Below are 23722 nucleotides of genomic sequence, written 5' to 3' on the forward strand. Positions count from 1 at the left end.
ACATGGCTGAAGCTCATATTCCCCATCCCGATCTGCCGCCGCCGGTCAGTACCATCGGCGTCATCGGCTGGCTGCGCCGCAATCTGTTCTCCTCGCCGCTCAATATCGTGCTGACGATCCTGGCGGTCTACCTGCTTTATACCGCCCTCCCGCCACTGCTGCGCTGGGTACTCTGGAATGCGCATTGGAGTGGCGATAACCGCGCTGACTGCCCGGCGGATGGCGGTGCCTGCTGGGTCTTCATCCGGGTTCACTTCGAGCAATTCATGTACGGTTTCTACCCGGATGATCAACGCTGGCGGGTGAAAACCGCTTTAGTCGTACTCATCCTGAGCGCCGCGCCGCTGTTCATTCGCAGCGTGCCCGGTAAAATCAAGATGCGGCTGGGATTAAGCCTGCTGGCAATTTATCCCGTGATTGCCTTCGTATTATTCAAAGGCGGCCTGTTGGGTCTGGCGACGGTGGAAACCAGCAAATGGGGTGGATTGCTATTGACGCTGGTGATTGCCGGAGTGGGCATGACGGCGGCTCTGCCCTTGGGCGTATTGCTGGCGCTCGGTCGGCGCTCACAGATGCCGGCTATTCAAACCTTGTGCGTCACCTTCATCGAGTTCTGGCGCGGCGTCCCACTGATCACCGTACTTTTTATGTCCTCGGTGATGTTGCCGCTGTTTATGCCCGCCGGAGTGAGCTTCGACAAGCTGTTGCGGGCGCTGATCGGGATTACCCTGTTTCAGGCCGCTTACATGGCTGAAGTGGTGCGCGGCGGTTTGCAGGCCATTCCCAAAGGCCAGATCGAAGCCGCTGCCGCGCTAGGATTGGGCTATTGGAAAACGATGGGGCTGATCGTTTTGCCGCAGGCGCTGAAACTGGTGATTCCCGGTATCGTCAACACCTTTATCGCTCTGTTCAAGGATACGTCGCTGGTCCTCATCATCGGCTTGTTCGATCTGATGAACATTGTCCACAATGCCACAACCAATCCTGACTGGCTGGGCTTTTCCACCGAAGGCTATGTCTTCACTGCCGCAGTGTACTGGCTGTTCTGTTTCAGCATGTCGCGCTACAGCCACAGTCTGGAAAAACGCCTGCATACCGGCCATAAACGCTAGAGGAAATCTTGTCATGCCCGATTCGTTATCGACTCCTGCCCATAAGCCGCTGTCCAATGAGATCATGATCCAGATGGAAGGGGTCCATAAATGGTATGGCGCATTCCACGTTCTCAAAAATATCAATCTGACCGTCCAGAAAGGCGAGCGCATTGTTATTTGCGGCCCCTCCGGTTCCGGTAAATCTACGACCATCCGCTGTATTAACCGGCTGGAAGAATACCAGAGCGGTCGGATTGTGGTCAGTGGGCAGGAATTAAGTAACGATGTAAAACAGATTGAGCAAATCCGTCGCGAGGTCGGCATGGTATTCCAGCACTTCAATCTGTTCCCGCATCTGACGGTATTAGAGAACTGCGCACTGGCGCCGATTTGGGTGCGCAAGCTGCCGCGCAAACAGGCTGAAGCGATGGCGATGCAATACCTGGAGCGGGTCAAGATTCCTGAACAGGCGCGCAAATATCCGGGGCAACTCTCCGGCGGTCAGCAACAGCGGGTCGCTATTGCTCGCAGCCTGTGCATGAATCCCAAGATCATGCTGTTCGACGAACCCACTTCAGCGCTGGACCCGGAGATGATCAAGGAAGTGCTGGATACCATGGTGACACTGGCCGAAGACGGTATGACCATGATCTGCGTGACTCACGAGATGGGTTTCGCCAAAACCGTTGCTCATCGAGTCATCTTCATGGACAGCGGCGAAATCATTGAGGAGAAACCGCCAGAGCAGTTTTTCACTAACCCCGAATCCGAGCGTACCAAGCTGTTTTTGAGCCAGATATTGCATCATTAGAGGTAAGCCGAAACCAATTGCGCTTTCGTTCGCTAACCGGCCAGCATCTCGCCCAAGGTGCGGGTCAACAGTCGCAAATCCGATTCCCGCGATAAGGTATGTTCACCATCCTTGACCAGAATCAGCCGGGTATCAGGACTGCTGAGTTTCTCCGCTACCTGTACACTGATCCGCCACGGCACATCGGCGTCGCCCATCCCATGAATCAACCGCACCGGACAACGGATCGGCAGTTCCGGTCGGTTCAGCAACTGGTGCTGCTTCGCTTCTTCAATCAGGTTCAGGGCAATGATGTAGGGTTCGCCATACGACGACGGCAACGTGATCACTCGGTCGCGCTGCAAGCGATCCCGCAACCGGTCGTCAAGCCGCTCCCACAACAGATAGTCAGTGAAGTCAGCGGCGCAGGCCAAACCCAGCAGACCGGCGATCCGCTCCGGGCGCGCCAGCGCGACCAGCAGCATCAGCCATGCGCCCATTGAGGAACCCACCAGCAGTTGCGGCCCTTCGGTCAACCGATCCAGCACGGTGATGGCCTCCGCCGCCCAGCCGCCGATGGTTCCCTCCGCAAATTGGCCACTGGACGCGCCGTGACCAGAATAGTCGAAGCGCACGAAGGCTTGGCCGCGTTTCTGGCACCACTGTTCCAGCGTGGTTGCCTTGATCCCGGTCATGTCCGAGGTGAAACCGCCAAGGAACATCACGCCCGGCCCGATGCCCGGATTGCGGTGATAGGCGAGGCTGACGCCATTGGCGAGCGCCATTCGTTCGGGGCGGGCGGTGAACAGGCTCATAAGCGGCACTCGCTGATCCCGACGGCGTCGCCCCATACCTGTTCGACCAAGCGGGGCAGAATCACCCCGGCGGGTCCGTTCAAGCTAAAGGTAACCTGCGGGCTAAGCGGGGTCGGTTGCGGATTGATTTCCACCACGGTCGCCCCGGCGGCCAGCGCGGTGAAGGGCAAATTAGCGGCGGGATAGACCAAAGCCGACGTGCCGATGCTGAAGAAAATTTCAGCGGTTACCGCCGCCTGTTCCGCTACCCGCAACGCACTCGCCGCTAGACTTTCTCCAAACCAGACCACATCGGGCCGTAACAAACTGCCGCAGTGTGGACAGCGTGGCGGGATGTTGGCGCTCTCCGGCCAATTTTCTACTGGACGGTCCTCGGCAAAGCACTTGACCCGGAACAGGTTGCCGTGCAATTCCACCACCTGCTGGCTACCGGCCCGGCGGTGCAGACCATCCACGTTTTGCGTGATCAAGGCAACCTCAGCAATCCGGCGTTCCATCTCCACCAGAGCGTAATGACCGGCATTCGGCTCAGCCTGCCGCACCCGCTCCTGCCGCCAGGCGTACCATTCCCAAACCAGCCTGGGATTGCGCCGAAAAGCTTCCGGCGTCGCCAGCTCTTCCGGGTTGTAGCGCGCCCACAGCCCGGTCTGCGCTTCGCGAAAAGTCGGTACGCCGCTCTCGGCGGAAATACCGGCGCCAGTTAATACAGCGACCCGGCGGGCGGTGCGCAACCGGGTGACAAGATCAGTGGGAATCAGGAGTGGGTTCATAACCATTATATGGTTCTTCGAGGATTCTTATGGAAACCAGTGTTTTATGCCACAAAAATGTGTCTAATAGTTGGAGATTCTTAAGCAACCGATTGATTTACAAAGGTGCATACCGAGCCACTAGCCGTCTTGGCAGGCCCAGACCGGCCTCTCAAGGCCGGCTCCACAAGAATCCTCGAAGAACCAATTTTTTCTTAATAGCTGAACAATGTCAGTTTTAACCAGGACTTTCGCTAATAAACCTTGCGTCGTCATACCCGTGAAAACGGGTATCCAGTTTTTCAGCGGGTTACTGGATTCCTGCTGACGCGGGAATGACGGAAAGCGAAAGTCCTGTTAACTAAGGCTTGCGGGCTGTGGTTATCAGCAGCGAGGACGGCGCTGACGGAGTGACCACCGGTGAGGCTAACGCAGACACAAACGGTGGTCGGTTTAGAACCGCCGGTCGGGTCACCGCCGCTACCGGAGGGTGCGCCAGTTGACCGTAAACGCGGGTGATTTTTTCGACATAGGCCCGGGTTTCCGCATAAGGCGGAACGCCACCATGACGAACCACTGCGCCCTCACCGGCGTTGTAACCAGCCAAGGTCAGGCGGACATCACCCTGGAAATACGCCAGCAACCAGCGTAGATACGCCATGCCGCCTTGCAGATTCTGCACCGGATCATAGGGATTCTGCACCCCGAAGCGTTCGGCAGTCGCGGGAATCAACTGCATCAGCCCTTGGGCATCCTTGGGTGAGCGGGCCTGATCGTTAAAGCTGGATTCAGCCTCGATCACTGCCAGCACCAGCGCCGGCTGCAAACCATAACTCGGGGCGATCCGGTTCACCAGCGCCTCAACTTTGGCCCGTTCCGGCGAGAAGGGTCTCGACCGGGAGGCGAACTGTTGCAGCGGCGGTTTGGGCGTCGGGTCCACCGGTTCGACGCAATTCGCTGGCTTGATTTTGGCCGGATCGTCCAGTCGAGCCAACATCCGCTGGGCGAGCGCATCACCCTTCGCCGCCGCCAACCGGAACCAGGCCGCCGCCTGAACATCATCCCGTGCCACGCCGCGACCGTTGGCATAGATCCAGCCCAGTTGATACTGCGCCAAGGCGTGACCCCGCCGGGCAGCGGCGCAATACAACTGCATCGCCCGGCCATAATCCTGCGGCAAGCCCTCGCCGTGCTCGTAGCGCGTTGCCCATTCCACTTGCACGGTCGGGGTCTCCCGGATCAGTTTGAGCCAATCGGGTGCAATACCCGCTACCGACCCGCTGACCCCGCAAGCGGTGAGTAACCAGAATCCAATACAGTTTCGTACTCTCATCCAATCAGTTTCCTGTAGTACCGTTGTTGTCCTGTCCGCATCCTAGGCAATTTTGGTTCCAGCCGCTAACCGACGCTCCAAATTCTTGTAGGGCGAAGCCAAACCGGAACTTCCACGCTGTGCGGCGAGCTTTGCAAAAAAATGACAACGCCAACATGAGAAACCCCTACCTGTCCTGTAAACTTTCCCAGTTCGTACCGGATCGTTTGACTTAAAAATTATACCGTACCGAATCCTAGCGACAGGAGGCCATAAATGAGTCACACCACCGAATCCATCCGCAATATCGTTCTGGCTGGACATGGCGCGGCTGGAAAAACCACCTTGGTGGAATCCATCCTTTACCATGCTGGCAAGCTCCCCGCACCCGGCGCCGTGGAAAAAGGCAATACCGTTTGCGATTTTGATCCGCAGGAAAAAGCGCATCAGCACTCGCTGGATGCTGCTCTGGCAAATCTCGATTACAACGGTATCCACATCAATCTCATCGACACCCCCGGCTTTCCCGATTTCATCGGCCAGGCGATTGCTGCCTTGCCGGCGGTGGAGACGGTGGCGGTAGTCATCAACGCCCAAACCGGCATCGAGGCGATCACCCAGCGGATGATGGACCGCGCCGCTGAGCGCGGGCAATGCCGGATGATCATCGTTAACAAGATCGATGCCGAGAACGTCAATCTGCCTGCTCTGCTAAACCAGATTCAGGACACCTTCGGCAAGGAATGTCTGCCGATCAATCTGCCGGCCAATAACAACACCCGGGTGGTGGACTGCTTCTTTAATCCCGCTGGAGAAAGCGATTTTTCCAGCGTCGCCGCCACCCACTCCGCTTTGATTGATCAAGTGGTTGAAGTGGATGAAGAGTTGATGGCGCTGTATCTGGAACAGGGTGAAGACCTCCAACCGGAACAATTGCACGCGCCGTTTGAGAAGGCGCTGCGTGAGGGTCACCTGATTCCGATCTGCTTCGTTTCTGCCCGTTCTGGGGTGGGTATCAAGGAATTGCTGGATATTTTTGTCCGGTTGCTACCCAACCCTATCGAGGGCAATCCCGAACCTTTTTTGAAGAGTACGGGGGCAACAACCGAGAGACTGTACGCGATTCCCGACCCGCTGCAACATGTGGTGGCGCATGTGTTCAAGGTGCTGATTGACCCGTTCATCGGCAAACTCGGCATTTTCCGTATTCACCAGGGCACGATCACCAAGGACAGCTCGCTCTTCATCGGCGACGGCCGCAAACCGTTCAAGGTCAGCCACCTGTTCCAGATCCACGGCAAGGAACATCCCGAAGTAGCGGTTGGCGTCCCCGGTGACCTGTGTGCCGTAGCCAAGGTGGATGAAATCCATCACAACATGGTGTTGCATGATTCCCACGATGAAGATCAGATTCACCTGCGCCCGCTGATTTTCCCGACCCCACTGTTCGGCCTGGCGATCCGTGCCGCCACCCGGGGCGATGAACAGAAACTGTCGGATACCCTGCACAAACTGCTGGAGGAAGACCCCTGTCTAGCGCTGGAACACAACACTCATACCAAGGAAACCGTGCTGCGCGGCCTGAGCGATCTGCACTTGCGCATCACCCTGGAAAAGATGCAGCAACGCTACAACCTGCAAGTCGAAACCAAACCGCCCAAGATCGCTTATAAGGAAACCATCGGCCAGCCCGCCGAGGGCCATCACCGCCACAAAAAGCAAACCGGTGGCGCGGGTCAGTTCGGCGAGGTGTACTTGCGCATCGAACCGCTGCCACGCGACGCCGGCTTCGAGTTCGTCAGCGAAGTGGTGGGCGGCACTATCCCGACTTCCTTCCTGCCCGCTGTGGAAAAAGGTATCCGCGAAGCCCTGCACGAAGGCATCATCGCCGGCTATCCAGTACAGGATGTGCGCGCTATCGCCACCGACGGCAAATACCATCCGGTGGATTCCAAGGAAATCGCCTTTATTACTGCCGGACGCGAGGCTTTTCTGGATGCCGTCAGCAAAGCCAAACCCATCGTTCTGGAACCGATCATCAATCTGGAAGTGCGGGCGCCCGCCGACTGCGTAGGCGCAATCACCGGCGATTTGTCCAGCCGGCGCGGTCGTATCGTGGGTACGGACGCTGGATCGCAGGGCATGAGCATCATCAGTGCGCAGGTTCCCCAAGCGGAATTGGAAGGCTATGAGTCACAGTTGAAATCCATGACCGGTGGCCTGGGCTCATACAACATTGAGTTGAGTCATTACGATCCGGTGCCCAGCGACATCCAGCAAAAGCTGCACACCGCGTACAAGAAGCAGTTGGAAAGTTAATCAGCCGTCCAAGACGTCCCTCGCCCGCCTCCGGGAGGGGGGCTAAGGGCGATTATTCAATGCCAGCGCAGCAAAAACCCAGTGACCAACCGGGTTACAAACTTTGTACATTAACTTTGCATTTTATGCTTGACTTTACTGAAATTCCTTGTATAAATTTACTTAAAAGCTGTACAAAACTTAATTTTTCCACTCGTATCGCCCGAGGTGAGTCATGCGTAACACCCTCCGCAACCTCAGAAACTTTATTCCCTACCTGCTGACTGCCTCCTTGTTCACTATCGCCGGTGTGCTGCTGGTGGGTTTGCTGTATTACCCCCTGCCTTCGGCCAGCACCACCCATGCCACCGAAAGTGTCGCCACCACGGACCAAGCATACTGGCGGTCCCACGCCGAAAATATGCTGGCGGCGATGCTGGCTGATGCGGTGCGCCAGCTTCAAGCGGAACGGCAAACTCAGACCCATAACCCACGCTCTCCCCATGGGAATAGCGCCCCATCCGGGGAATTACCTGCCGGACTACGGGTAGCGCCGCTAATAATCATCGAAAACGGTGGCGATCCCAGCCGTCCCGTTCTAATCCGACTCTAGCGCTCTCGCTTTCGCCAACAACAGCAATCGGTGAACTGAGCCTCGCTCCAGCATACTGGATGCGAGGTTTGCCGATTTTTCATCCACCCCGCATTGTTTGCAGCGCCTGTTCATACGCTTGGCGCACTTCCTCCCCGAAACACACCAGATAGACCGTCTCGATTCGGTCATCCTTCGCCAGAAAATCCATGACCTCCCGCACCGCGATATACGCCGCTTGGTCCAGTGGATAACCGTACATACCGCAACTGATGGCAGGAAAAGCGAGGGTGCGAATCCCGTTATCCACCGCCAATTTCAAGCTGTTGCCATAGCAGGCCGCCAATAATTCCAGCGCACTCGCAGCGCCACCCTGCCAGATCGGCCCGACCGTGTGAATGACAGAGCGGGCCGGCAAGCGGTAACCGCGAGTGAGCTTGGCCTGACCCGTCTTGCATCCACCCAAGGTTTGGCACTCTGCCAACAGTTCCGGTCCAGCAGCGCGGTGAATAGCACCATCTACGCCGCCGCCGCCCAGCAGCGAAGAGTTGGCGGCATTGACAATGGCATCCACCCGTAACTGGGTAATATCGCCCGAAGTGAGTTGAATTCGACCGGGATCAACGCTCATGTCAGTCTCTGCTAAATCTCAACCATCTCGAAATCATTCTTGGTGGCGCCGCATTCAGGACAGGTCCAAGTCAGCGGTACATCGTCCCAGCAGGTGCCCGGTGCGATGCCATCGTCGGGCCAGCCTTTTTCTTCATCATAAATCCACCCGCAAATCAAACACATGTATTTTTTCATTGGAATCACGCTTTCTGTTGGCAAGGGTTTGGCGGCGGCGATTGTCCCACACTGGCGCATCCCGAAAAACCCGCAGCGTTTGTTAGAATCCGGCCATTCGCAATCCTTTCTATCCACCCGTTCGGAGTATCGGCCCGATGCAGCCTGCTTTCCCGCCCTTCCCCGTCGTGATGACTTTAGCCGGCAATGATCCCAGCGGTGGAGCCGGTCTCGCCGCCGACATTGAAACTCTGGTCAGTCTGGGTTGTCACCCCGCGCCGGTTGTCACCGCCCTGACGGTGCAGAATACCCATAATGTTCAGGCGTTGTTGCCGGTCAGCCCAGAGCAGATCCTCGCTCAGGCACGGGCGATATTGGCGGACATGCCGGTAGCGGTGTTCAAAATCGGGGTCATCGGTAGCGCCGAAAATGCCGTTGCCCTGCGTGAGTTATTGACTGCCCATCCCGATATTCCGGTGGTGCTTGATCCGGTGCTGGCGGCCGGTGGCGGAACCGAACTGGCCGGAGCGGAGCTAATCGAAGCGATTCAGGATTTGCTGCTACCACTGACAACCATACTGACGCCCAATAGCATCGAAGCCCGCCGACTGGCGCCGGAAGCTGACACACTCAGCGCCTGCGCCATGGCGCTATTGGCACGGGGCTGCGGGTATGTACTGATCAGTGGCGGGCATGAATCCGGCGCTGAGGTTATCAACACTCTGTATGGCAATCATCGGCAGTTGGAAAGCTGGCGCTGGCCGCGATTACCCCACGAGTATCATGGCTCTGGCTGCACTCTGGCCGCTGCCATCGCGGCACTACTGGCCCAAGGCCGAGAACTCCACTCAGATGTTCCTCACTCCGCTATTCATCACGCTCAAGCTTACACTTGGCGTTCCCTGCAAGCAGGCTATCCAGCCGGCGGCGGGCAATGGCTCCCCAACCGGCTGTTTTGGGCCACTGCTGCCCGAGGTCAGGCATGAACCAACCTTCCTGTCACGGTCTATACGCGGTCACCGATGCGGTGCTGCTACCCGATGATCGCCTGGTCCATGCGGTCGAGCAGGCCATTCTGGGCGGCGCCCGACTGATTCAGTACCGTGATAAGAGTACGGATCCAGCGCGGCGGCTGATACAGGCACGAGCCTTGAATACTCTGTGCCAGCGTTATGAGGTGCCCCTAATCGTCAACGACGATGTAGAACTGGCGTTTCAGGTCGGTGCAGCGGGCGTTCATCTCGGCCAACACGATCCATCGCTCGCTACGGCCCGCGACCGTTTAGGCGAAACCGCCCTCATCGGTGTGTCCTGTTACGACCGGCTGGATTTGGCATTAGCCGCTGAGCGGGCTGGCGCCGATCAGGTCGCGTTTGGCGCTTTTTTCCCGTCGCCGACCAAGCCGAATGAAATTCGCCCACCGATCACCCTGCTACAGGAAGCGCGGGCGGTGTTGACCGTGCCCATCGTCGCTATCGGTGGCATCACGCCTGATAACGCGCCACTGCTGCTGGACGCCGGTGCCGACGTGCTGGCGGTGGTTAGCGCGGTGTTCGCCCAACCCGATATTCAAACTGCCGCCCGCCGTTTTGCCGCCCTGTTTACTTGAGGAATTGCGCTATGACCCGTTCCGAAACCCTGTTCGCCGAAGCCCAGAACTACATTCCCGGCGGCGTCAATTCGCCAGTGCGCGCCTTTCGCGGCGTCGGCGGCACCCCGATATTTTTCAAGCGCGGCGCGGGCGCTTATTTATATGACGAGGATGACCGCCGCTATATTGACTATGTCGGTTCCTGGGGACCGATGATCGCCGGTCATGCGCATCCTGCCGTGGTGAGTGCGGTGCAGGAAGCAGCCGCCGACGGCCTGAGTTTTGGCGCGCCGACCGCCATTGAAACCGTCATGGCGCGCCAAATCCGGCAACTCATACCGTCCATGGGTCTGGTGCGGATGTGCAATTCCGGCACCGAAGCCACCATGAGCGCCATCCGACTGGCGCGTGGCTTTACCGGCCGCGATACCCTTATCAAGTTTGAGGGCTGCTACCACGGCCATTCCGATTCATTGCTGATTAAAGCCGGTTCCGGCGCACTGACGCTGGGAATACCGACTTCGCCCGGTGTCCCAGCGGCGCTGGCGGCATACACCGTGACCCTGACTTACAACGATCTCGCTCAGGTCCGGGAAGTGTTTACAGCGATTGGCGAACAGATTGCGGGCGTGATCGTCGAACCGGTCGCCGGCAATATGAACTGCATCCCACCGGTGCCCGGTTTTCTGGAAGGCTTGCGCGAGCTTTGTGATCACTATGGCAGTGTGCTGATTTTCGATGAAGTAATGACCGGGTTTCGGGTGGCAGCGGGCGGCGCACAAGAGTTGTATAACATCGCCCCGGATCTCACTACGCTCGGCAAGATTATCGGCGGCGGAATGCCAGTCGGCGCCTTTGGCGGCAAGCGGGCGATCATGGAAAAACTGGCGCCGCTGGGACCGATCTATCAGGCCGGTACGCTGTCGGGCAATCCGGTGGCGATGGCCGCCGGCCTAGCAACGCTGAAGTTGATTTCTACGCCCGGTTTCCATACTGAACTCGCCGCCAAAACCCGCCGGTTATGCGATGGACTGGTCGCTGCTGCCGGTGAAGCAGGCATCCCGTTGACGACGAATCACGTCGGCGGGATGTTCGGCTTCTTTTTCAACAGTGAAACCGTGACCCGTTACGCCCAAGCCATTGCCTGCGATGTTGAACGCTTCAAGGCGTTTTTCCACGGAATGCTGGCTGAGGGGGTTTATCTGGCGCCATCGGCGTTTGAGGCGGGATTCATGTCATCGGCGCATAGCACGGCGGATATTGACGCGACGATTGCCGCTGCCCGGCGGGTGTTCGCCCGTATTTGATTCGGAGGATCCACCATGTCCAGACCTGCTGAGCAGTTCATCACCGCCGCCGACTATCTGGCGCTGGAACGCAAAGCCGAAACCAAGAGCGAGTATCTCAACGGCCATATTTACGCGATGAGCGGGGCCAGCCGCAGCCATAACCGTATCACTATTAACCTGGTCGCAATGCTGCATTCCCGACTCAAGGGCAAGCCCTGTGAACCCTTCGCCGGTGACATGCGGGTCAAGGTCAATCCTACCGGTCTTTACACCTACCCGGATCTGGTAGTCGCCTGTGGCGAATCACGGTTCGATGACCAACAACTCGACACGCTGCTCAATCCCACGGTGATTATTGAAGTGTTGTCCGAAAGCACGGCAGCGTATGACCGGGGCGACAAGTTTGCTCATTACCGTGCGCTGGAATCGCTCACTGACTATGTGCTGGTCGCTCAGGACAAGCCGTGTATCGAACACTACCGCCGGCAAGCCAATGGGCAATGGCTCTATTCCGCTGCTGATGGGTTGGACGCCCAAGTCGAAATCGCCACTATTGGCTATGGGTTACCGCTGGCTGAAGTGTATGAGCGTGTGGTTTTTCCCGATTCCAGCGAAAACATTCATCCGAGGATAGGCGGGTAAAATCTTAATCGCGTTCAAAAGCAGGGCCGTATCGGCCCACCTGTCGCCGGTGGGTTGTTGCGCCACCTTGGCCGCAAGGCCAAGGGGAGATCAGAGAACATTCAGTGTTCTCGGTGTGGGGCATCATACCCTCTACAGAGGCATCCCCGTCCTTCAGAGCCTGCCCCCGCGTAGGGCGGGGAGGATGTCAACTACGACGCAGCCGCCAATTACCGACCACGCCCACCACGCCCACGCCGACAAACAGCAGCAATGTCCATACGGGCATACTCACTCCCAGCAGGAGATCGACCTTAGCGCACTCACCGGAACCGGTCAGCACCTCGCGGATCGTCTCGGTCAATGGGAAAGCCTCCAGCATATAATCCAGACTTGGCCCGCAACGCGGCACTTCATCGGGTGGCAGGTGCTGCAACCAAATCTGCCGGGCGGCAATGCTCGCACCGATACCCGCACCCAAACCCAGCAGCAAACCGTACACCTTCGCACCCCAACCGCGTGGGTTATGAAGGGCCGCCGCCAGAAATACCAACCCGACCACCAACAGCGCCAGCCGTTGGAAAATACACAGCGGACACGGCTCCAGCCTCAAGTAAAACTGCGCGTAGTAGGCAAAACCCAATCCGCCCACGCAAATTAGAAAGCCTAGCCCATTCAGCCGTCGAAGATAAGACGCCCCGAACCGTTCCGACACGGAATCACTGAACACTTGCAAGTCTTGCATGGTTTTTCCCAATAAAGGTATGGATTTCAATCGGATCAGCGGATCAAATCAGCGATCCGAATACGCCATTCGTGAGTAGCAATCGGCGGGCGGTGGGAGTTTGGAATCGACCGATCCAGCCACGCAACCGCTCGCTTAGAAAATGCCCCACGCCACCCCCAAAGCCATCGTCTCGCCCAGTTCCTCGCAATGTTGCAGAATTTCGGTGCTGAGTTCGCCCCGGGCGATAATCGGGTCGCACACTGGTTTGAGCGGATAACCCCGAGCAATGCGCTCAATGCTGGTCAGCGCTCCGATGCCGTCGTTGCCAGCGCTGATAAAGACCGCGTAGGGCAGCCCGCTGATTTTGCCCTGCGCCGGATAGTAAGTGCGATCCAGAAAATTCTTCAACGCCCCGGACATGTAGCCGAAATTTTCCGGTGTCCCCAGCAAGAGGCCATGCGCCCATAACAGATCGTCCAGGCCAGCGCGCAAGGCTCTTTTCAGCCGTATTTCGACTTCTGGAACCCGCCGTGCCCCACGCAGCACCGCCTGCGCCATCATCCGGGTATGACCGGTCTGAGAGTGATAGACCATTAGCAAATGCTTGCGCGATTCTGTCATAACAGCGCTCGGATAATAATAAAAAGTTAAAATTTTACAGGAAGATACAACATTAAGCGGGTGGATTGAGGCCAGGCGATTTGCACCATGCCATTGCCTGCTCCAACCGATCATTGCCCCAGAAAATCTCGTGATCGACGATGAAGGTCGGTGCGCCGAATACGCTGATGGCCGCCGCGTGTTCGGTTTGCGCCCGAAGCAAGTTCTTGCTGGCGGGCATCAAGGCCTGTTCGATTTTCTCGGCGCCCGGCACGCCAACACGGTCGAGACACCCCTCAATGACCGCACGATTGGAGATATCCTGATCGTCGGCGAAGTTGGCAGAGAAGACGTGCCGCACGAATTCCGGGAGCCAGGGTTCCGATGCGAAACAGCAGGCGACCCGTGCGGCCAGTACGCTATTGCGCGGGAACACCGACGGCTGCCGCAACGGTATACCCAAATCTGCGCAGATACGTTCGAGATCACGCCACATGTAGCAACCCTGCGTGGGGTAGATATTGAACGGTGAATCATTCCAGCCTTGTTGCTGGAAGATCGGCCCCAACAAAAATGATCTCCAGATCACGGAAATCCCTTTCTCACACGCCAGCCTTTCAATTCTTGCTGCTGCGGGATAGCTATACGTGCTGGCGAAATCAAACCAGAATTCAATAGTTGCCATGATGGGTCTTTAATGTCCGGCGTTGCAGTTTAGAAGCGTTCGAGCACCATTTGCCGTGAATGGGGAAACGCTCACCATGACAGGCGCTTTCCCGCTATGAAGCCACTGCACGGAAATATCAACGCCTTAATCGGGGATGTCTATCAACAACGAGGGGCTGATTAAAACAAGAACTCGCAAGCCGGCTTTCAGTCGGTAACTTGCCGCGCCAAGGGATTTCCGCTATGGTTGCGAGTCTTTTCAAAAGGCCGAAAGCGGCTTGCCAGCGAGGTTGTATGTCGAAAGAAGATCATATCGAAATGGAAGGCACCGTGGTTGACACTCTGCCCAACACCACGTTCAGGGTGCAACTGGAAAACGGGCATGTAGTTACAGCGCACATCTCCGGACGGATGCGCAAGAACTACATCCGCATCCTGACTGGAGACAAGGTAAAAGTGGAACTCACTCCCTACGATCTCAGCAAGGGTCGCATCACCTATCGTGGACGCTGATCACACCGCAACCGCAACGCTCTACCGTTGGTATCTACCCTGGTATTGCGTGGCAGCCAGCGGCTTTTGCGCCGCACGCCGCCGACTATCCCTAGGCCGCATACTCCATCTCAGGGCACTGCCTCTTCCTCGGCAATTTCCACTTGCAGATCGTCGTCGCGCACACTGACCAGCACATGCCCGCCATTCATTAACCGCCCGAATAAAAGTTCCTCGGCCAAACGGCGCTTGATGCTGTCCTGAATGATCCGCGCCATCGGCCGTGCGCCCATCTTGGGATCGTAACCGTGCTTGGCCAGCCACTCCCGTCCCTCCTCGTCCACTTCCAGCGTGACTTTCTTCGATTCCAGTTGTGCTTCCAGCTCAATCAGGAACTTGTCCACCACCTGCGCGATAGTCATCGCCGTCAGCGCCTTGAACTGAACGATGGCATCCAGGCGGTTGCGGAATTCGGGCGAGAACATTCGCTTGATCGCATCCATACCATCGCTGCTGTGATCCTGCAGGGTGAATCCAATAGACGCCCGATCCATCTGCTCAGCGCCGGCATTGGTGGTCATCACCAGAATCACATTGCGAAAATCGGCCTTGCGACCGTTGTTGTCGGTCAGCGTACCGTGGTCCATCACCTGCAACAGCAGGTTGAACACATCGGGATGAGATTTTTCGATCTCATCCAGCAACAACACGGCGTGCGGGTGCTTGAGGATGGCATCAGTGAGCAAGCCGCCTTGATCGAAGCCGACATAGCCCGGTGGCGCGCCGATCAGCCGCGAGACCGTGTGCCGCTCCATATATTCAGACATATCGAAGCGAATCAGCTCGATGCCCATGATCCGGGCCAGTTGCCGGGTGACCTCGGTCTTGCCCACCCCGGTTGGCCCGGCGAACAAAAAGTTACCAATCGGCTTTTGCTCGTTGCCTAAGCCGGCACGGGCCATTTTGATGGCGTTGCCCAGCATGGCAATCGCCTCATCCTGGCCGAAAACTACCAGTTTCAAATCCCGCTCCAGATTGCGCAATACATCCTTATCGGACGAGGACACTGTTTTAGGCGGGATGCGGGCGATTTTGGCAATAATGGTTTCGATATCAGTGACGTTAATCACCTTCTTGCGCTTGGCCACCGGTAATAACCGCTGGCTGGCTCCGGCCTCATCAATGACATCAATCGCCTTATCCGGCAGGTGGCGGTCGTTGATGTAGCGGGCCGACAGATCCACCGCCGCCCGCAGCGCCTTGTCGGCGTATTTCACGTCGTGATGCTCCTCGAACCGGGTCTTCAGACCCCGCAGAATCTGGTAGCTCTCTTCTACCGACGGCTCGACCACATCAATCTTCTGGAACCGCCGCGCCAGCGCCCGATCCTTCTCGAAAATGCCGCGATATTCCTGATAGGTGGTCGAACCGATGCACTTCATCTCACCCGAAGCCAGCATCGGCTTGATCAGGTTTGAAGCATCCATCACTCCACCGGAGGCCGCGCCCGCACCAATGATGGTGTGAATCTCATCAATGAACAAAATGGCGTTGCGCTCCTTGCGCAACTGCGCCAGCACCGCTTTTAACCGCTTCTCGAAATCGCCGCGATACTTGGTGCCGGCCACCAGCGATCCCAAGTCCAGAGCATAAATCGTGGCGTTACGCAGCACATCCGGCACTTCGCCATCCACGATCATTTTCGCCAGTCCCTCAGCGATAGCCGTCTTGCCGACTCCAGCCTCACCCACCAGCAGCGGGTTATTCTTGCGCCGCCGGCAGAGAATTTGAATGGTGCGTTCGATTTCCTCGCGCCGGCCAATCAACGGATCGATGCGCCCTAACCGCGCCAGCTCGTTCAGGTTGCTGGCAAAGTTATCCAGCGGTTTGGCGTTCTGATTCTCAGCGTTCTCCTCACCCTGATTCGCTGGGGCATCCGGCTGATCCTCCGCATTCTTGGAGATGCCGTGTGAAATGAAATTCACTACGTCCAGCCGGTTAATTTCCTGCTGCTTCAGCAGGTACACCGCCTGCGATTCCTGCTCGCCAAATAGAGCGACCAGTACGTTAGCGCCGGTGACTTCGCGGTTGCCGGAGGATTGCACATGCAGCACCGCTCGCTGCAACACCCGTTGGAATCCCAGAGTGGGCTGAGTTTCACGCGGGTCGTCCACTTTCAGAATGGGCGTGTTATCGCGGATGAAAATCTGCAAATCGCGTTTCAACGAGTCCAGTTGGGCGCCACAGGCCCGCAGCACTTCCACCGCCGCTGGATTATCCAGCAAAGCCAGCAGCAGATGCTCGATGGTCATGAACTCATGGCGCCGATCCCGCGCTTCGCGAAAAGCAAGATTGATGGAAAATTCCAGTTCCTTGCTCAACATACTCATACCTCACTCATACCTCGAATCGCGCTGTGGGTGGCAGGTTTAGGCTTCTTCCAGGGTACATAACAACGGATGCTGGTGCCGACGGGAAAACTCGTTCACTTGTACCACCTTGGTTTCGGCAATCTCGTGGGTGTAGACCCCACACACGCCGCGACCTCGGGTATGAACATGCAGCATAACTTGCGTGGCTTTCTCCCGGCCAAGGCTGAAAAAGCCTTCCAGAACCCGCACCACAAACTCCATGGGAGTGTAGTCATCGTTGAGCAGAATCACCTTGTACAGCGGCGGTTGCTTGAGTTCCGGCTTGGCCGGTTCCACGACAAGGCCGCGATCTGGATCGGAAGAAGATGAATAGTCCGCGCTCATGGTCAATAAACAATATCTGACAGGGAATCGTGCAAGCGTTCAGTGGCGACGCGGCGGAGGGTCTCATACCGTTCGCGGTTATGAACTGACCTTCTTTAGATCATACGCGGCCTGTAAGTTTCCTCAAGGGCGATCCGTGCAATAAAAAACTCGTGGATCATTTACTGGGTTATCGGGGGGCTGCCTTGCACTCAATACAGCCATCTGCCCAGCCACGCCATGACTAACGGCAACAACGCCGCCGTTACCAACCCATTCAATCCCATCGCCAGCGCCGCAAACGCGCCGGCCTGCTCGCTCTCCTGGAACGCACGGGCGGTGCCAATCCCGTGGGAGGCAATGCCAAGGGCGAAACCACGGGTCGCCTGATCTTCGATCCGCAACGCCTGATAAACGTAGCGAGCGCCGACTGCGCCGAGAATGCCGGTGATAATCACCAGCACCGCAGTCAGGGAAGGTAAACCGCCAATGCGTTCAGCAATCCCCATTGCAATAGGCGTAGTTACCGACTTGGGCGCCAGCGACAACAGGACGGCCTTGCTGGCGCCGAGCCAATAACCCACGGCAACGGCTGACAACGCGGCGGTTAATGATCCTGCCACCAAGGCAACCAGTAGCGGCAACGCCATGGCTCGCAACCGTCTAAACTGGGCGTGAAGTGGAATCGCCAGCGCGACGGTCGCCGGCCCCAGCAGAAAATGCACAAACTGAGCGCCATCGAAGTAGCTGCGGTAAGGCGTACCGGTGATCCAGAGAATGCTCACCAGCATCGCCACCGCCAGCATCACTGGATTGGCGAGCGGGTGACTACCGGTGCGGCGATACAACCAGAATGCGCCTTGGTAAGCCAGCAGGGTCAAGGTTAGGCCAAACAGCGGCGAAGCGGCGAGATACACCCAGATTTCGGTCAAACGGCTCGGCATGGCTACTTCTCCCGCGCTGCCGGATGACGGATCAGTACGCGCAAGACCAGAGCCGTGACCGCAATGGTGATAAAAGTACTGACGACCAAGGAAACCGCCAGCGGCAACCAGGCGTCAGCCATCAGTTGGAAATACAGCATGACGCCGACGCCGGCGGGCACAAACAACAAAGACAGATGTTGCAGCAAGTGACCGGTGGTGCGATGCAACTCCTCATCCGGGCCATCCCTCAGAATCAGCGTCACGAAAAGCAACCCCATCCCGATGACCGGGCCAGGAATGGGCCAATTAAAAGCACGGGCGATCACTTCGCCGATCAGTTGAAAAACCAGCAGCAAGCTCAAAGCGCCGATCATGATGGCTATCTCCGCATTTCGGCATAAATCGGGATTATGAAATTAAAAACGGCGCCCGTAAGCGCCGTCTTTCGTTGCAACCGATGGATAATGGCAATCAGTCCATCGCTTCATACAACGGCAGAGTCAAGAACTCAGGATAATCCGCCGACAACGACATCTCTTCAAAGATCTTCGCAGCCTGATCGTAGGTCGCAGTGTCCTCGCCTTGGGCCGTTACCGTCGCTTTAACCTTCGCCAGTTCCTCAGGAATAAAGCCGCGCACCATATCAGCGGTGACCTTGCGGCCATCGTCCAAAATGCCCTTTGGACTCACCACCCACTGCCACACTTGCGAGCGGGCGATTTCCGCCGTAGCCGCGTCTTCCATCAGATTATGAATCGGTACGCAGCCATTACCTGCCAGCCAGGAGCCGAGATAGTGAATACCGACATTGATGTTATTGCGCACACCTAATTCGGTAATCGGTTGTTCCGGCTGGAAATTCAGGAAGTCCTTGGCGGTAAACACTTCGTCGCGCTGCTTTTGCCACTGATTCGGCTTGTCACCCAGCACCTTGACAAATTCCTCGTGGGCAATGGGCACCAGACCGGGATGCGCCACCCAGCCGCCGTCAAAACCGTCGTTGGCGTCGCGGGTCTTGTCGTGGCGAATACCGGCCAGCGCTTTCTCATTCGCCACCGGGTCATTCTTAATCGGGATCAGCGCACTCATGCCGCCCATGGCCGGAGCGCCGCGCTTATGGCAAATCTTGACCAGTTGCAGCGCGTAGGAACGCATAAACGGCACTTCCATCGTAATCGCGGCGCGATTGGCCAGGCAGAACTCCTTATTCTTCTTAAACTTCTTGATACAGCTAAAGATGTAATCCCAGCGCCCGGCATTCAGACCGGCAGAATGCTCGCGCAATTCGTACAGAATTTCTTCCATCTCAAAGGTGGCGAGAATGGTTTCCACCAATACGGTGGCTTTAATCGTGCCTTGGGGAATACCGCACTCGTTCTGCGCCATGACGAAAAGGTCATTCCACAACCGCGCTTCGAGGTGTGACTCCATCTTCGGCAAGTAAAAAAACGGCCCCGCGCCAGCCGCAACCTGTTCTTTGGCGTTGTGGAAGAATACCAGGCCGAAATCGAAAATACCGCCGGAGACCCGCTGACCATCCACCAACACATGCTTCTCATCCAGATGCCAGCCACGCGGGCGAATTTGCAGCGTCGCGATGGTGTCATTGAGCCGGTATTCCTTGCCGACTTCGTTGGTAAAGCTGAGTTTGCGGCGAATGGCGTCGAACAGATTCACCTGGCCCTGAATCTGGTTGTACCAGTTGGGGCTGTTGGAATCCTCAAAGTCGGTCATGTAGGAATCAGCGCCGGAGTTGTAGGCGTTGATGATCATTTTGGCCTCGACCGGGCCAGTAATTTCGGTGCGGCGGCGCTCCAGCGCTTTCGGCAACGGCGCAATTTTCCAGTCGCCTTCACGGATAGGCTTCGTTTCCGGCAGAAAATCCGGCAACTCACCCGCATCAATCCGGGCTTGACGGGCGACACGGGCTTTGAGCAACTCTTGGCGGCGACCTTCAAAAGCGCGGTGCAGCTTGGCAACCAGCGCCAAAGCATCATGGCTCAGGATTTGGTCGAAGCGGGGATGCAGCGGGGCATTGACTTGTACGCCAGCAGGCAAATTCAGACTCATGGCTGTTCCTCGATAGATGTTCGGGCAAAAACGGTGGCGGCATAGTAGCGCGGTTTCAAAGGCAAAAACCCGGAGGGTTTAGCTCCGGGTTATCGTTGATGCCGGGATTCCGCCAGCCGCTCATTTTTGAAAGCGACTAGCGGAGCAAGACCGTGGAGCGCTCAGTGGAATTGCTCTTCCTCGGTCGAACCGGTCAGCGCGGTAACAGAGGACACGCCGCCCTGAATCACTGTGGTCATGTCGTCGAAGTAGCCGGTGCCCACTTCCTGCTGATGACTGACGAAGGTGTAGCCGCGATCCCGCGCCGCGAATTCCTGCTCCTGCACCTTCTCGACGTAGGCGGTCATGCCACGCTTCACATAATCCTGCGCCAGATCAAACATGTGGTACCACATGTTGTGAATGCCGGCCAAGGTGATGAACTGGTACTTGTAGCCCATCGCGCCCAGCTCGCGCTGGAATTTAGCAATAGTGGCGTCATCCAGATTTTTCTTCCAGTTGAATGACGGCGAGCAGTTGTAAGCCAGCATCTTGCCGGGGAATTTGGCCTGGATCGCCTCGGCAAAGCGGCGGGCAAATTCCAGATCAGGCGTACCGGTTTCGCACCACACCATGTCGGCGTAGGGCGCATAAGCCAGACCGCGCGAAATCGCCTGTTCCAGACCTTTCTTGGTCTTGTAGAAGCCTTCGACGGTGCGTTCGCCGGTGCAGAACGGCTTGTCGTTTTCGTCGCAATCGCTGGTCAGCAAGTCCGCCGCTTCGGCGTCGGTGCGAGCCAGAATGATGGTCGGCACCCCGCAGACATCTGCCGCCAGCCGCGCCGCGATCAGCTTTTGCACCGCTTCCTGGGAAGGAACCAGCACCTTGCCGCCCATGTGGCCGCACTTCTTGACCGAGGCCAGTTGATCCTCGAAATGCACCCCGCCCGCGCCAGCGCGGATCATGGACTTCATCAGTTCATGGGCGTTCAGCACCCCGCCAAACCCGGCTTCGGCATCACCGACAATCGGCAGGAAGTAGTCAATGAAATCCTTGTGGCCGGGGCCAATGCCACGGGCGCACTGAATTTCGTCGGCGCGCTTGAAGGTATTGTTGATGCGCTCGACCACCGCCGGTACCGAATTGACCGGATACAGCGACTGGTCGGGATACATCGCCATGTAGGTATTGTTGTCGGCGGCGACCTGCCAGCCGGACAGATAAATGGCCTTGACCCCGGCCTTGGCCTGCTGCATCGCCTGGCCGCCGGTCAACGCCCCCAAGCAATTGACATAGGGTTCAGTGGTGATCAACTGCCACAGCCTCTCCGCTCCCCGCTGCGCCAAGCTGTATTCAATCGGCATGTTGCCACGCAACCGCACCACATCTTCAGCGGTATAGCCGCGTTCGATACCTTTCCAGCGAGGATTCTCGGCCCAGTCTTTTTTCAGTTGCGCAGCGCTCAGATGTGCCATTTTTTCGTGTCCTCTTCGAGAGTTACGGGGTTGGTGGTTAGAACTCGCTTACTGTCGCCGAAAGGCCCCTGAGATTTTGTAGTGTAAAATGGGGAGCAAATCGCGAAATTACGTTTATCTTAATGTGGCTATGCAACATTTTACAAGATGGTGACGGTGAATCCCCACTCTGGCTTGGCGCGTGGCAGCATCAACGTGCAGTGCTATCGAAACTGTCCTGATTTTTCACCCAACTGGAAACCGTGTAATGGCAAAAAACCGCTCTGAACATCCCGATTTGATCGCCGACATTGGCGGCACCAACGCCCGGTTCGCACGGATTGACGCTCAGCGCCGGCCTTACGCCGAACACCTTCTGGCCTGCGCCGATTTCCCCAATTTGAGCGCCGCGACTGAAGCCTATCTGGCGAGCGTAGGTGGACCGCGCCCGACTCAGGCAGCGGTTGCGGTCGCTACCCCCATCACCGGCGACTGGATTCAGTTTACCAACAGCGCCTGGTCATTCTCGACCGAAACGACGCAACGGGAACTGGGGCTGGATCGGTTGCTGATTCTCAATGATTTCACCGCGCTGGCGCTGGCGCTGCCCCTGCTGAACTCCGATGAACGCCGGGCGGTCGGCGGTGGAACAGCAGTTGCCGAAGCGCCCATTGGGCTGATTGGACCCGGCACCGGTCTGGGGGTATCGGGATTGGTATGGTCAGGCAGCCGCTGGATTCCATTGCAGACCGAAGGGGGGCACGTTACTTTTTCGCCGTTGAACGAGAAGGAATGGGCGATCAGCCGGATATTGCAGCGCCAGTTCGGCCATGTCTCACCGGAGCGGCTGCTGGCCGGGCCAGGATTGATCAATCTCTATACGGCGCTGGCGGAAGTGGAAGGCTGGCCGACGGAGAAATTAAATCCCGCTGATATAAGCGACCGCGGATTAGCCGGAAGCTGTCCGCATTGCGTAGACGTATTAAACCTGTTCTGCGGGGCGCTGGGCGCGGCGGCGGGCAATCTGGCGCTCACTCTGGGCGCACGCGGCGGTGTTTATATCGGCGGCGGCATCGTGCCGCGTTTGGGGGAATTTTTTGACCACTCAACCTTCCGCGCCCACTTTGAGGCCAAGGGCCGGTTCAGCGACTATCTGGCCACGATCCCAACCTGGGTGATCACCGCCGCCAACCCGGCATTAAGAGGCGTGGCGGCGGCGCTGGAATAGGTTTCATCAATCTAGCTTGTGACCGGCAACAAGGCATCTGCGCCCACTGGATCGGTCCACACGGTGAATCGCTCCAGCCGGCTGGGGCCGAAGGAGGTCAAGAGCGCTACATCAGCGGCGTCGTGACCATAGGCCATCAAGATCCGACCGATGCGCGGGGTGTGGTTACGCGGATCAAAGGCGTACCAGCGCCCCCCCAGGTACGCCTCAAACCATGCGCTGAAGTCCATCGGTTCAGGCGTTGACGCCACCCCAACATCGCCGAGATAACCGGTGCAATACCGAGCGGGGATGTTCAGACAGCGGCAGAAGGTGACCGCCAGATGGGTGAAATCGCGACAGACGCCGACCCGCTCCTGGTACACCTCATACGCCGTGCGCGTCTTTCGCGCCTGCATGTAATCAAAGGTGATGTGATGATGCACAAAGTCGCAGATCGCCTGCACTCGCGCCCAACCTTTCGGCACGGTGCTAAACAGCGACCAGGCGATATCCACCATCCGATCTACTTCGCAATAGCGGCTCGGCATCAAAAACGTGAGCGTCATATCCGGTAAATCATAGATTTCATCTTGTCCGGCGGCGGGATTCTGATAATCCGGCTGGCCGCTGTCCTCCACCACTGCATCATTCCAGAACCGGATCGGACCGGCGGGCGCAATCAGACGAACACAGCGATTGCCAAACCGATCCATGTATTCGCTGATCGGCACCGAAGGTTCAACCAGCAGATAGTCACCCCGGCGGATCGCCAGCTTCCATGAGGGATGGAGGTAAAGCATCGCAATCATCGGCGTCGGTGCCGGATGCTCGAAGATAATGTCGTACCCAACTCGAATCAGCATCAGAGTTCCTTCTTGTTGAAGTGGAGATGCTTATGGCTCACCACCTATCAGATTCAAAATAGA

Annotated in this window: 25 protein-coding genes; 10 read left to right on the forward strand and 15 right to left on the reverse strand. The window is 57.4% G+C overall.

Going from position 1 to position 23722, the window contains the following annotated elements; genetic code table 11:
* The first annotated feature begins 2 nt into the window (after positions 1-2).
* The gene (locus BN874_RS19015; protein WP_034435934.1) at positions 3-1112 is read left to right on the forward strand and encodes an amino acid ABC transporter permease; all 1110 of its coding nucleotides are present in this window, start codon (positions 3-5) and stop codon (positions 1110-1112) included.
* Between the two features lie 13 nt (positions 1113-1125).
* Entirely contained in the window at positions 1126-1905 is a 780-nt protein-coding gene (locus tag BN874_RS19020) for an amino acid ABC transporter ATP-binding protein (protein WP_034435935.1), read from the forward strand.
* 32 nt (positions 1906-1937) lie between these two features.
* Here the strand turns inward: BN874_RS19020 and BN874_RS19025 are convergent, their stop codons facing one another.
* The 3 genes from BN874_RS19025 to BN874_RS19035 form a co-directional block, all read right to left on the reverse strand.
* Positions 1938-2699: an alpha/beta fold hydrolase gene (locus BN874_RS19025; RefSeq protein ID WP_034435936.1), complete on the reverse strand. Its 762-nt coding sequence runs from the start codon at positions 2697-2699 to the stop codon at positions 1938-1940.
* Positions 2696-3469: an SIR2 family NAD-dependent protein deacylase gene (locus BN874_RS19030; protein WP_034436058.1), complete on the reverse strand. Its 774-nt coding sequence runs from the start codon at positions 3467-3469 to the stop codon at positions 2696-2698. Before BN874_RS19030 ends, BN874_RS19025 begins: the two co-directional genes overlap by 4 nt.
* Before the next feature lie 340 nt (positions 3470-3809).
* Positions 3810-4781: a transglycosylase SLT domain-containing protein gene (locus BN874_RS19035; protein WP_081756528.1), complete on the reverse strand. Its 972-nt coding sequence runs from the start codon at positions 4779-4781 to the stop codon at positions 3810-3812.
* 255 nt (positions 4782-5036) lie between these two features.
* Here BN874_RS19035 and fusA point away from each other — a divergent pair, with 255 nt between their 5' ends.
* A complete protein-coding gene (fusA, locus tag BN874_RS19040; protein ID WP_034435937.1) occupies positions 5037-7079 on the forward strand; it encodes an elongation factor G in 2043 nt (680 codons plus the stop codon).
* Positions 7080-7293: 214 nt separating this feature from the next.
* Positions 7294-7671 carry a hypothetical protein gene (locus BN874_RS19045; RefSeq protein ID WP_034435938.1) on the forward strand — a complete coding sequence of 126 codons (378 nt, stop codon included), beginning with the start codon at positions 7294-7296 and terminating at the stop codon, positions 7669-7671.
* Positions 7672-7750: 79 nt separating this feature from the next.
* Here the strand turns inward: BN874_RS19045 and BN874_RS19050 are convergent, their stop codons facing one another.
* Together BN874_RS19050 and BN874_RS19055 are read right to left on the reverse strand one after the other, a co-directional pair.
* Positions 7751-8281 carry an O-acetyl-ADP-ribose deacetylase gene (locus tag BN874_RS19050; protein ID WP_034435939.1) on the reverse strand — a complete coding sequence of 177 codons (531 nt, stop codon included), beginning with the start codon at positions 8279-8281 and terminating at the stop codon, positions 7751-7753.
* A gap of 11 nt (positions 8282-8292) precedes the next feature.
* Positions 8293-8463 (reverse strand): rubredoxin, encoded by a 171-nt coding sequence (locus BN874_RS19055; RefSeq protein ID WP_195912233.1) that lies wholly within the window; start codon positions 8461-8463, stop codon positions 8293-8295.
* 131 nt (positions 8464-8594) lie between these two features.
* Here BN874_RS19055 and thiD point away from each other — a divergent pair, with 131 nt between their 5' ends.
* From thiD to BN874_RS19075, 4 genes are read left to right on the forward strand one after another with little or no spacing between them, the layout of a single operon-like run.
* Complete coding sequence (gene thiD, locus BN874_RS19060) at positions 8595-9422, forward strand: bifunctional hydroxymethylpyrimidine kinase/phosphomethylpyrimidine kinase (RefSeq protein ID WP_034435941.1); 828 nt, start codon at positions 8595-8597, stop codon at positions 9420-9422.
* Positions 9419-10045, forward strand: a complete 627-nt coding sequence (thiE, locus tag BN874_RS19065) for a thiamine phosphate synthase (protein WP_034435942.1) — start codon at positions 9419-9421, stop codon at positions 10043-10045. The genes thiD and thiE overlap by 4 nt, the downstream gene beginning before the upstream one ends.
* Positions 10046-10056: 11 nt before the next feature.
* Entirely contained in the window at positions 10057-11334 is a 1278-nt protein-coding gene (hemL, locus tag BN874_RS19070; protein ID WP_034435943.1) for a glutamate-1-semialdehyde 2,1-aminomutase, read from the forward strand.
* A gap of 15 nt (positions 11335-11349) precedes the next feature.
* The gene (locus BN874_RS19075; RefSeq protein ID WP_034435944.1) at positions 11350-11958 is read left to right on the forward strand and encodes a Uma2 family endonuclease; all 609 of its coding nucleotides are present in this window, start codon (positions 11350-11352) and stop codon (positions 11956-11958) included.
* A gap of 187 nt (positions 11959-12145) precedes the next feature.
* On the opposite strand, the gene BN874_RS19080 is transcribed toward BN874_RS19075, so the two are convergent.
* The 3 genes from BN874_RS19080 to BN874_RS19090 all read right to left on the reverse strand — a co-directional run bounded on the left by BN874_RS19080 (position 12146) and on the right by BN874_RS19090 (position 13949).
* Positions 12146-12682: a disulfide bond formation protein B gene (locus BN874_RS19080; protein WP_081756529.1), complete on the reverse strand. Its 537-nt coding sequence runs from the start codon at positions 12680-12682 to the stop codon at positions 12146-12148.
* A 135-nt stretch (positions 12683-12817) separates the two neighbouring features.
* Entirely contained in the window at positions 12818-13285 is a 468-nt protein-coding gene (locus tag BN874_RS19085) for a flavodoxin family protein (RefSeq protein ID WP_034435945.1), read from the reverse strand.
* A 52-nt stretch (positions 13286-13337) separates the two neighbouring features.
* Entirely contained in the window at positions 13338-13949 is a 612-nt protein-coding gene (locus BN874_RS19090; protein ID WP_034435946.1) for a 2-hydroxychromene-2-carboxylate isomerase, read from the reverse strand.
* 275 nt (positions 13950-14224) lie between these two features.
* Here BN874_RS19090 and infA point away from each other — a divergent pair, with 275 nt between their 5' ends.
* Complete coding sequence (gene infA, locus BN874_RS19095; RefSeq protein ID WP_034435947.1) at positions 14225-14443, forward strand: translation initiation factor IF-1; 219 nt, start codon at positions 14225-14227, stop codon at positions 14441-14443.
* Between the two features lie 110 nt (positions 14444-14553).
* Here the strand turns inward: infA and clpA are convergent, their stop codons facing one another.
* The 6 genes from clpA to aceA form a co-directional block, all read right to left on the reverse strand.
* Positions 14554-16806: an ATP-dependent Clp protease ATP-binding subunit ClpA gene (gene clpA / locus BN874_RS19100; protein WP_034435948.1), complete on the reverse strand. Its 2253-nt coding sequence runs from the start codon at positions 16804-16806 to the stop codon at positions 14554-14556.
* Between the two features lie 45 nt (positions 16807-16851).
* Positions 16852-17178: an ATP-dependent Clp protease adapter ClpS gene (clpS, locus tag BN874_RS19105; RefSeq protein ID WP_034435949.1), complete on the reverse strand. Its 327-nt coding sequence runs from the start codon at positions 17176-17178 to the stop codon at positions 16852-16854.
* Between the two features lie 191 nt (positions 17179-17369).
* The gene (locus tag BN874_RS19110) at positions 17370-18101 is read right to left on the reverse strand and encodes an LrgB family protein (protein ID WP_034435950.1); all 732 of its coding nucleotides are present in this window, start codon (positions 18099-18101) and stop codon (positions 17370-17372) included.
* Positions 18102-18103: 2 nt separating this feature from the next.
* Complete coding sequence (locus tag BN874_RS19115; RefSeq protein WP_034435951.1) at positions 18104-18457, reverse strand: CidA/LrgA family protein; 354 nt, start codon at positions 18455-18457, stop codon at positions 18104-18106.
* 97 nt (positions 18458-18554) lie between these two features.
* On the reverse strand, positions 18555-20153 hold the full coding sequence (aceB, locus tag BN874_RS19120; RefSeq protein ID WP_034435953.1) for a malate synthase A: 1599 nt from the start codon (positions 20151-20153) through the stop codon (positions 18555-18557).
* A gap of 161 nt (positions 20154-20314) precedes the next feature.
* Complete coding sequence (gene aceA / locus BN874_RS19125; RefSeq protein ID WP_034435954.1) at positions 20315-21607, reverse strand: isocitrate lyase; 1293 nt, start codon at positions 21605-21607, stop codon at positions 20315-20317.
* 247 nt (positions 21608-21854) lie between these two features.
* Here aceA and BN874_RS19130 point away from each other — a divergent pair, with 247 nt between their 5' ends.
* Entirely contained in the window at positions 21855-22814 is a 960-nt protein-coding gene (locus tag BN874_RS19130) for a glucokinase (RefSeq protein WP_034435956.1), read from the forward strand.
* 11 nt (positions 22815-22825) lie between these two features.
* Here BN874_RS19130 and BN874_RS19135 read toward each other — a convergent pair whose 3' ends face one another.
* Positions 22826-23659: a transglutaminase-like domain-containing protein gene (locus BN874_RS19135; RefSeq protein WP_034435957.1), complete on the reverse strand. Its 834-nt coding sequence runs from the start codon at positions 23657-23659 to the stop codon at positions 22826-22828.
* Between the last annotated feature and the right edge of the window lie 63 nt (positions 23660-23722).

Origin of the sequence: Candidatus Contendobacter odensis Run_B_J11 (assembly GCF_000531125.1) — a bacterium.
GTDB lineage: Bacteria > Pseudomonadota > Gammaproteobacteria > Competibacterales > Competibacteraceae > Contendibacter > Contendibacter odensensis.

Coding starts and splice junctions, on each gene's coding strand:
- BN874_RS19015 (WP_034435934.1), top strand. CDS start 3: ATGGCTGAAGCTCATATTCCCCATCCCGATCTGCCGCCGCCGGTCAGT.
- BN874_RS19020 (WP_034435935.1), top strand. CDS start 1,126: ATGCCCGATTCGTTATCGACTCCTGCCCATAAGCCGCTGTCCAATGAG.
- BN874_RS19025 (WP_034435936.1), bottom strand. CDS start 2,699: ATGAGCCTGTTCACCGCCCGCCCCGAACGAATGGCGCTCGCCAATGGC.
- BN874_RS19030 (WP_034436058.1), bottom strand. CDS start 3,469: ATGAACCCACTCCTGATTCCCACTGATCTTGTCACCCGGTTGCGCACC.
- BN874_RS19035 (WP_081756528.1), bottom strand. CDS start 4,781: ATGAGAGTACGAAACTGTATTGGATTCTGGTTACTCACCGCTTGCGGG.
- fusA (WP_034435937.1), top strand. CDS start 5,037: ATGAGTCACACCACCGAATCCATCCGCAATATCGTTCTGGCTGGACAT.
- BN874_RS19045 (WP_034435938.1), top strand. CDS start 7,294: ATGCGTAACACCCTCCGCAACCTCAGAAACTTTATTCCCTACCTGCTG.
- BN874_RS19050 (WP_034435939.1), bottom strand. CDS start 8,281: ATGAGCGTTGATCCCGGTCGAATTCAACTCACTTCGGGCGATATTACC.
- thiD (WP_034435941.1), top strand. CDS start 8,595: ATGCAGCCTGCTTTCCCGCCCTTCCCCGTCGTGATGACTTTAGCCGGC.
- thiE (WP_034435942.1), top strand. CDS start 9,419: ATGAACCAACCTTCCTGTCACGGTCTATACGCGGTCACCGATGCGGTG.
- hemL (WP_034435943.1), top strand. CDS start 10,057: ATGACCCGTTCCGAAACCCTGTTCGCCGAAGCCCAGAACTACATTCCC.
- BN874_RS19075 (WP_034435944.1), top strand. CDS start 11,350: ATGTCCAGACCTGCTGAGCAGTTCATCACCGCCGCCGACTATCTGGCG.
- BN874_RS19080 (WP_081756529.1), bottom strand. CDS start 12,682: ATGCAAGACTTGCAAGTGTTCAGTGATTCCGTGTCGGAACGGTTCGGG.
- BN874_RS19085 (WP_034435945.1), bottom strand. CDS start 13,285: ATGACAGAATCGCGCAAGCATTTGCTAATGGTCTATCACTCTCAGACC.
- BN874_RS19090 (WP_034435946.1), bottom strand. CDS start 13,949: ATGGCAACTATTGAATTCTGGTTTGATTTCGCCAGCACGTATAGCTAT.
- infA (WP_034435947.1), top strand. CDS start 14,225: ATGTCGAAAGAAGATCATATCGAAATGGAAGGCACCGTGGTTGACACT.
- clpA (WP_034435948.1), bottom strand. CDS start 16,806: ATGTTGAGCAAGGAACTGGAATTTTCCATCAATCTTGCTTTTCGCGAA.
- clpS (WP_034435949.1), bottom strand. CDS start 17,178: ATGAGCGCGGACTATTCATCTTCTTCCGATCCAGATCGCGGCCTTGTC.
- BN874_RS19110 (WP_034435950.1), bottom strand. CDS start 18,101: ATGCCGAGCCGTTTGACCGAAATCTGGGTGTATCTCGCCGCTTCGCCG.
- BN874_RS19115 (WP_034435951.1), bottom strand. CDS start 18,457: ATGATCGGCGCTTTGAGCTTGCTGCTGGTTTTTCAACTGATCGGCGAA.
- aceB (WP_034435953.1), bottom strand. CDS start 20,153: ATGAGTCTGAATTTGCCTGCTGGCGTACAAGTCAATGCCCCGCTGCAT.
- aceA (WP_034435954.1), bottom strand. CDS start 21,607: ATGGCACATCTGAGCGCTGCGCAACTGAAAAAAGACTGGGCCGAGAAT.
- BN874_RS19130 (WP_034435956.1), top strand. CDS start 21,855: ATGGCAAAAAACCGCTCTGAACATCCCGATTTGATCGCCGACATTGGC.
- BN874_RS19135 (WP_034435957.1), bottom strand. CDS start 23,659: ATGCTGATTCGAGTTGGGTACGACATTATCTTCGAGCATCCGGCACCG.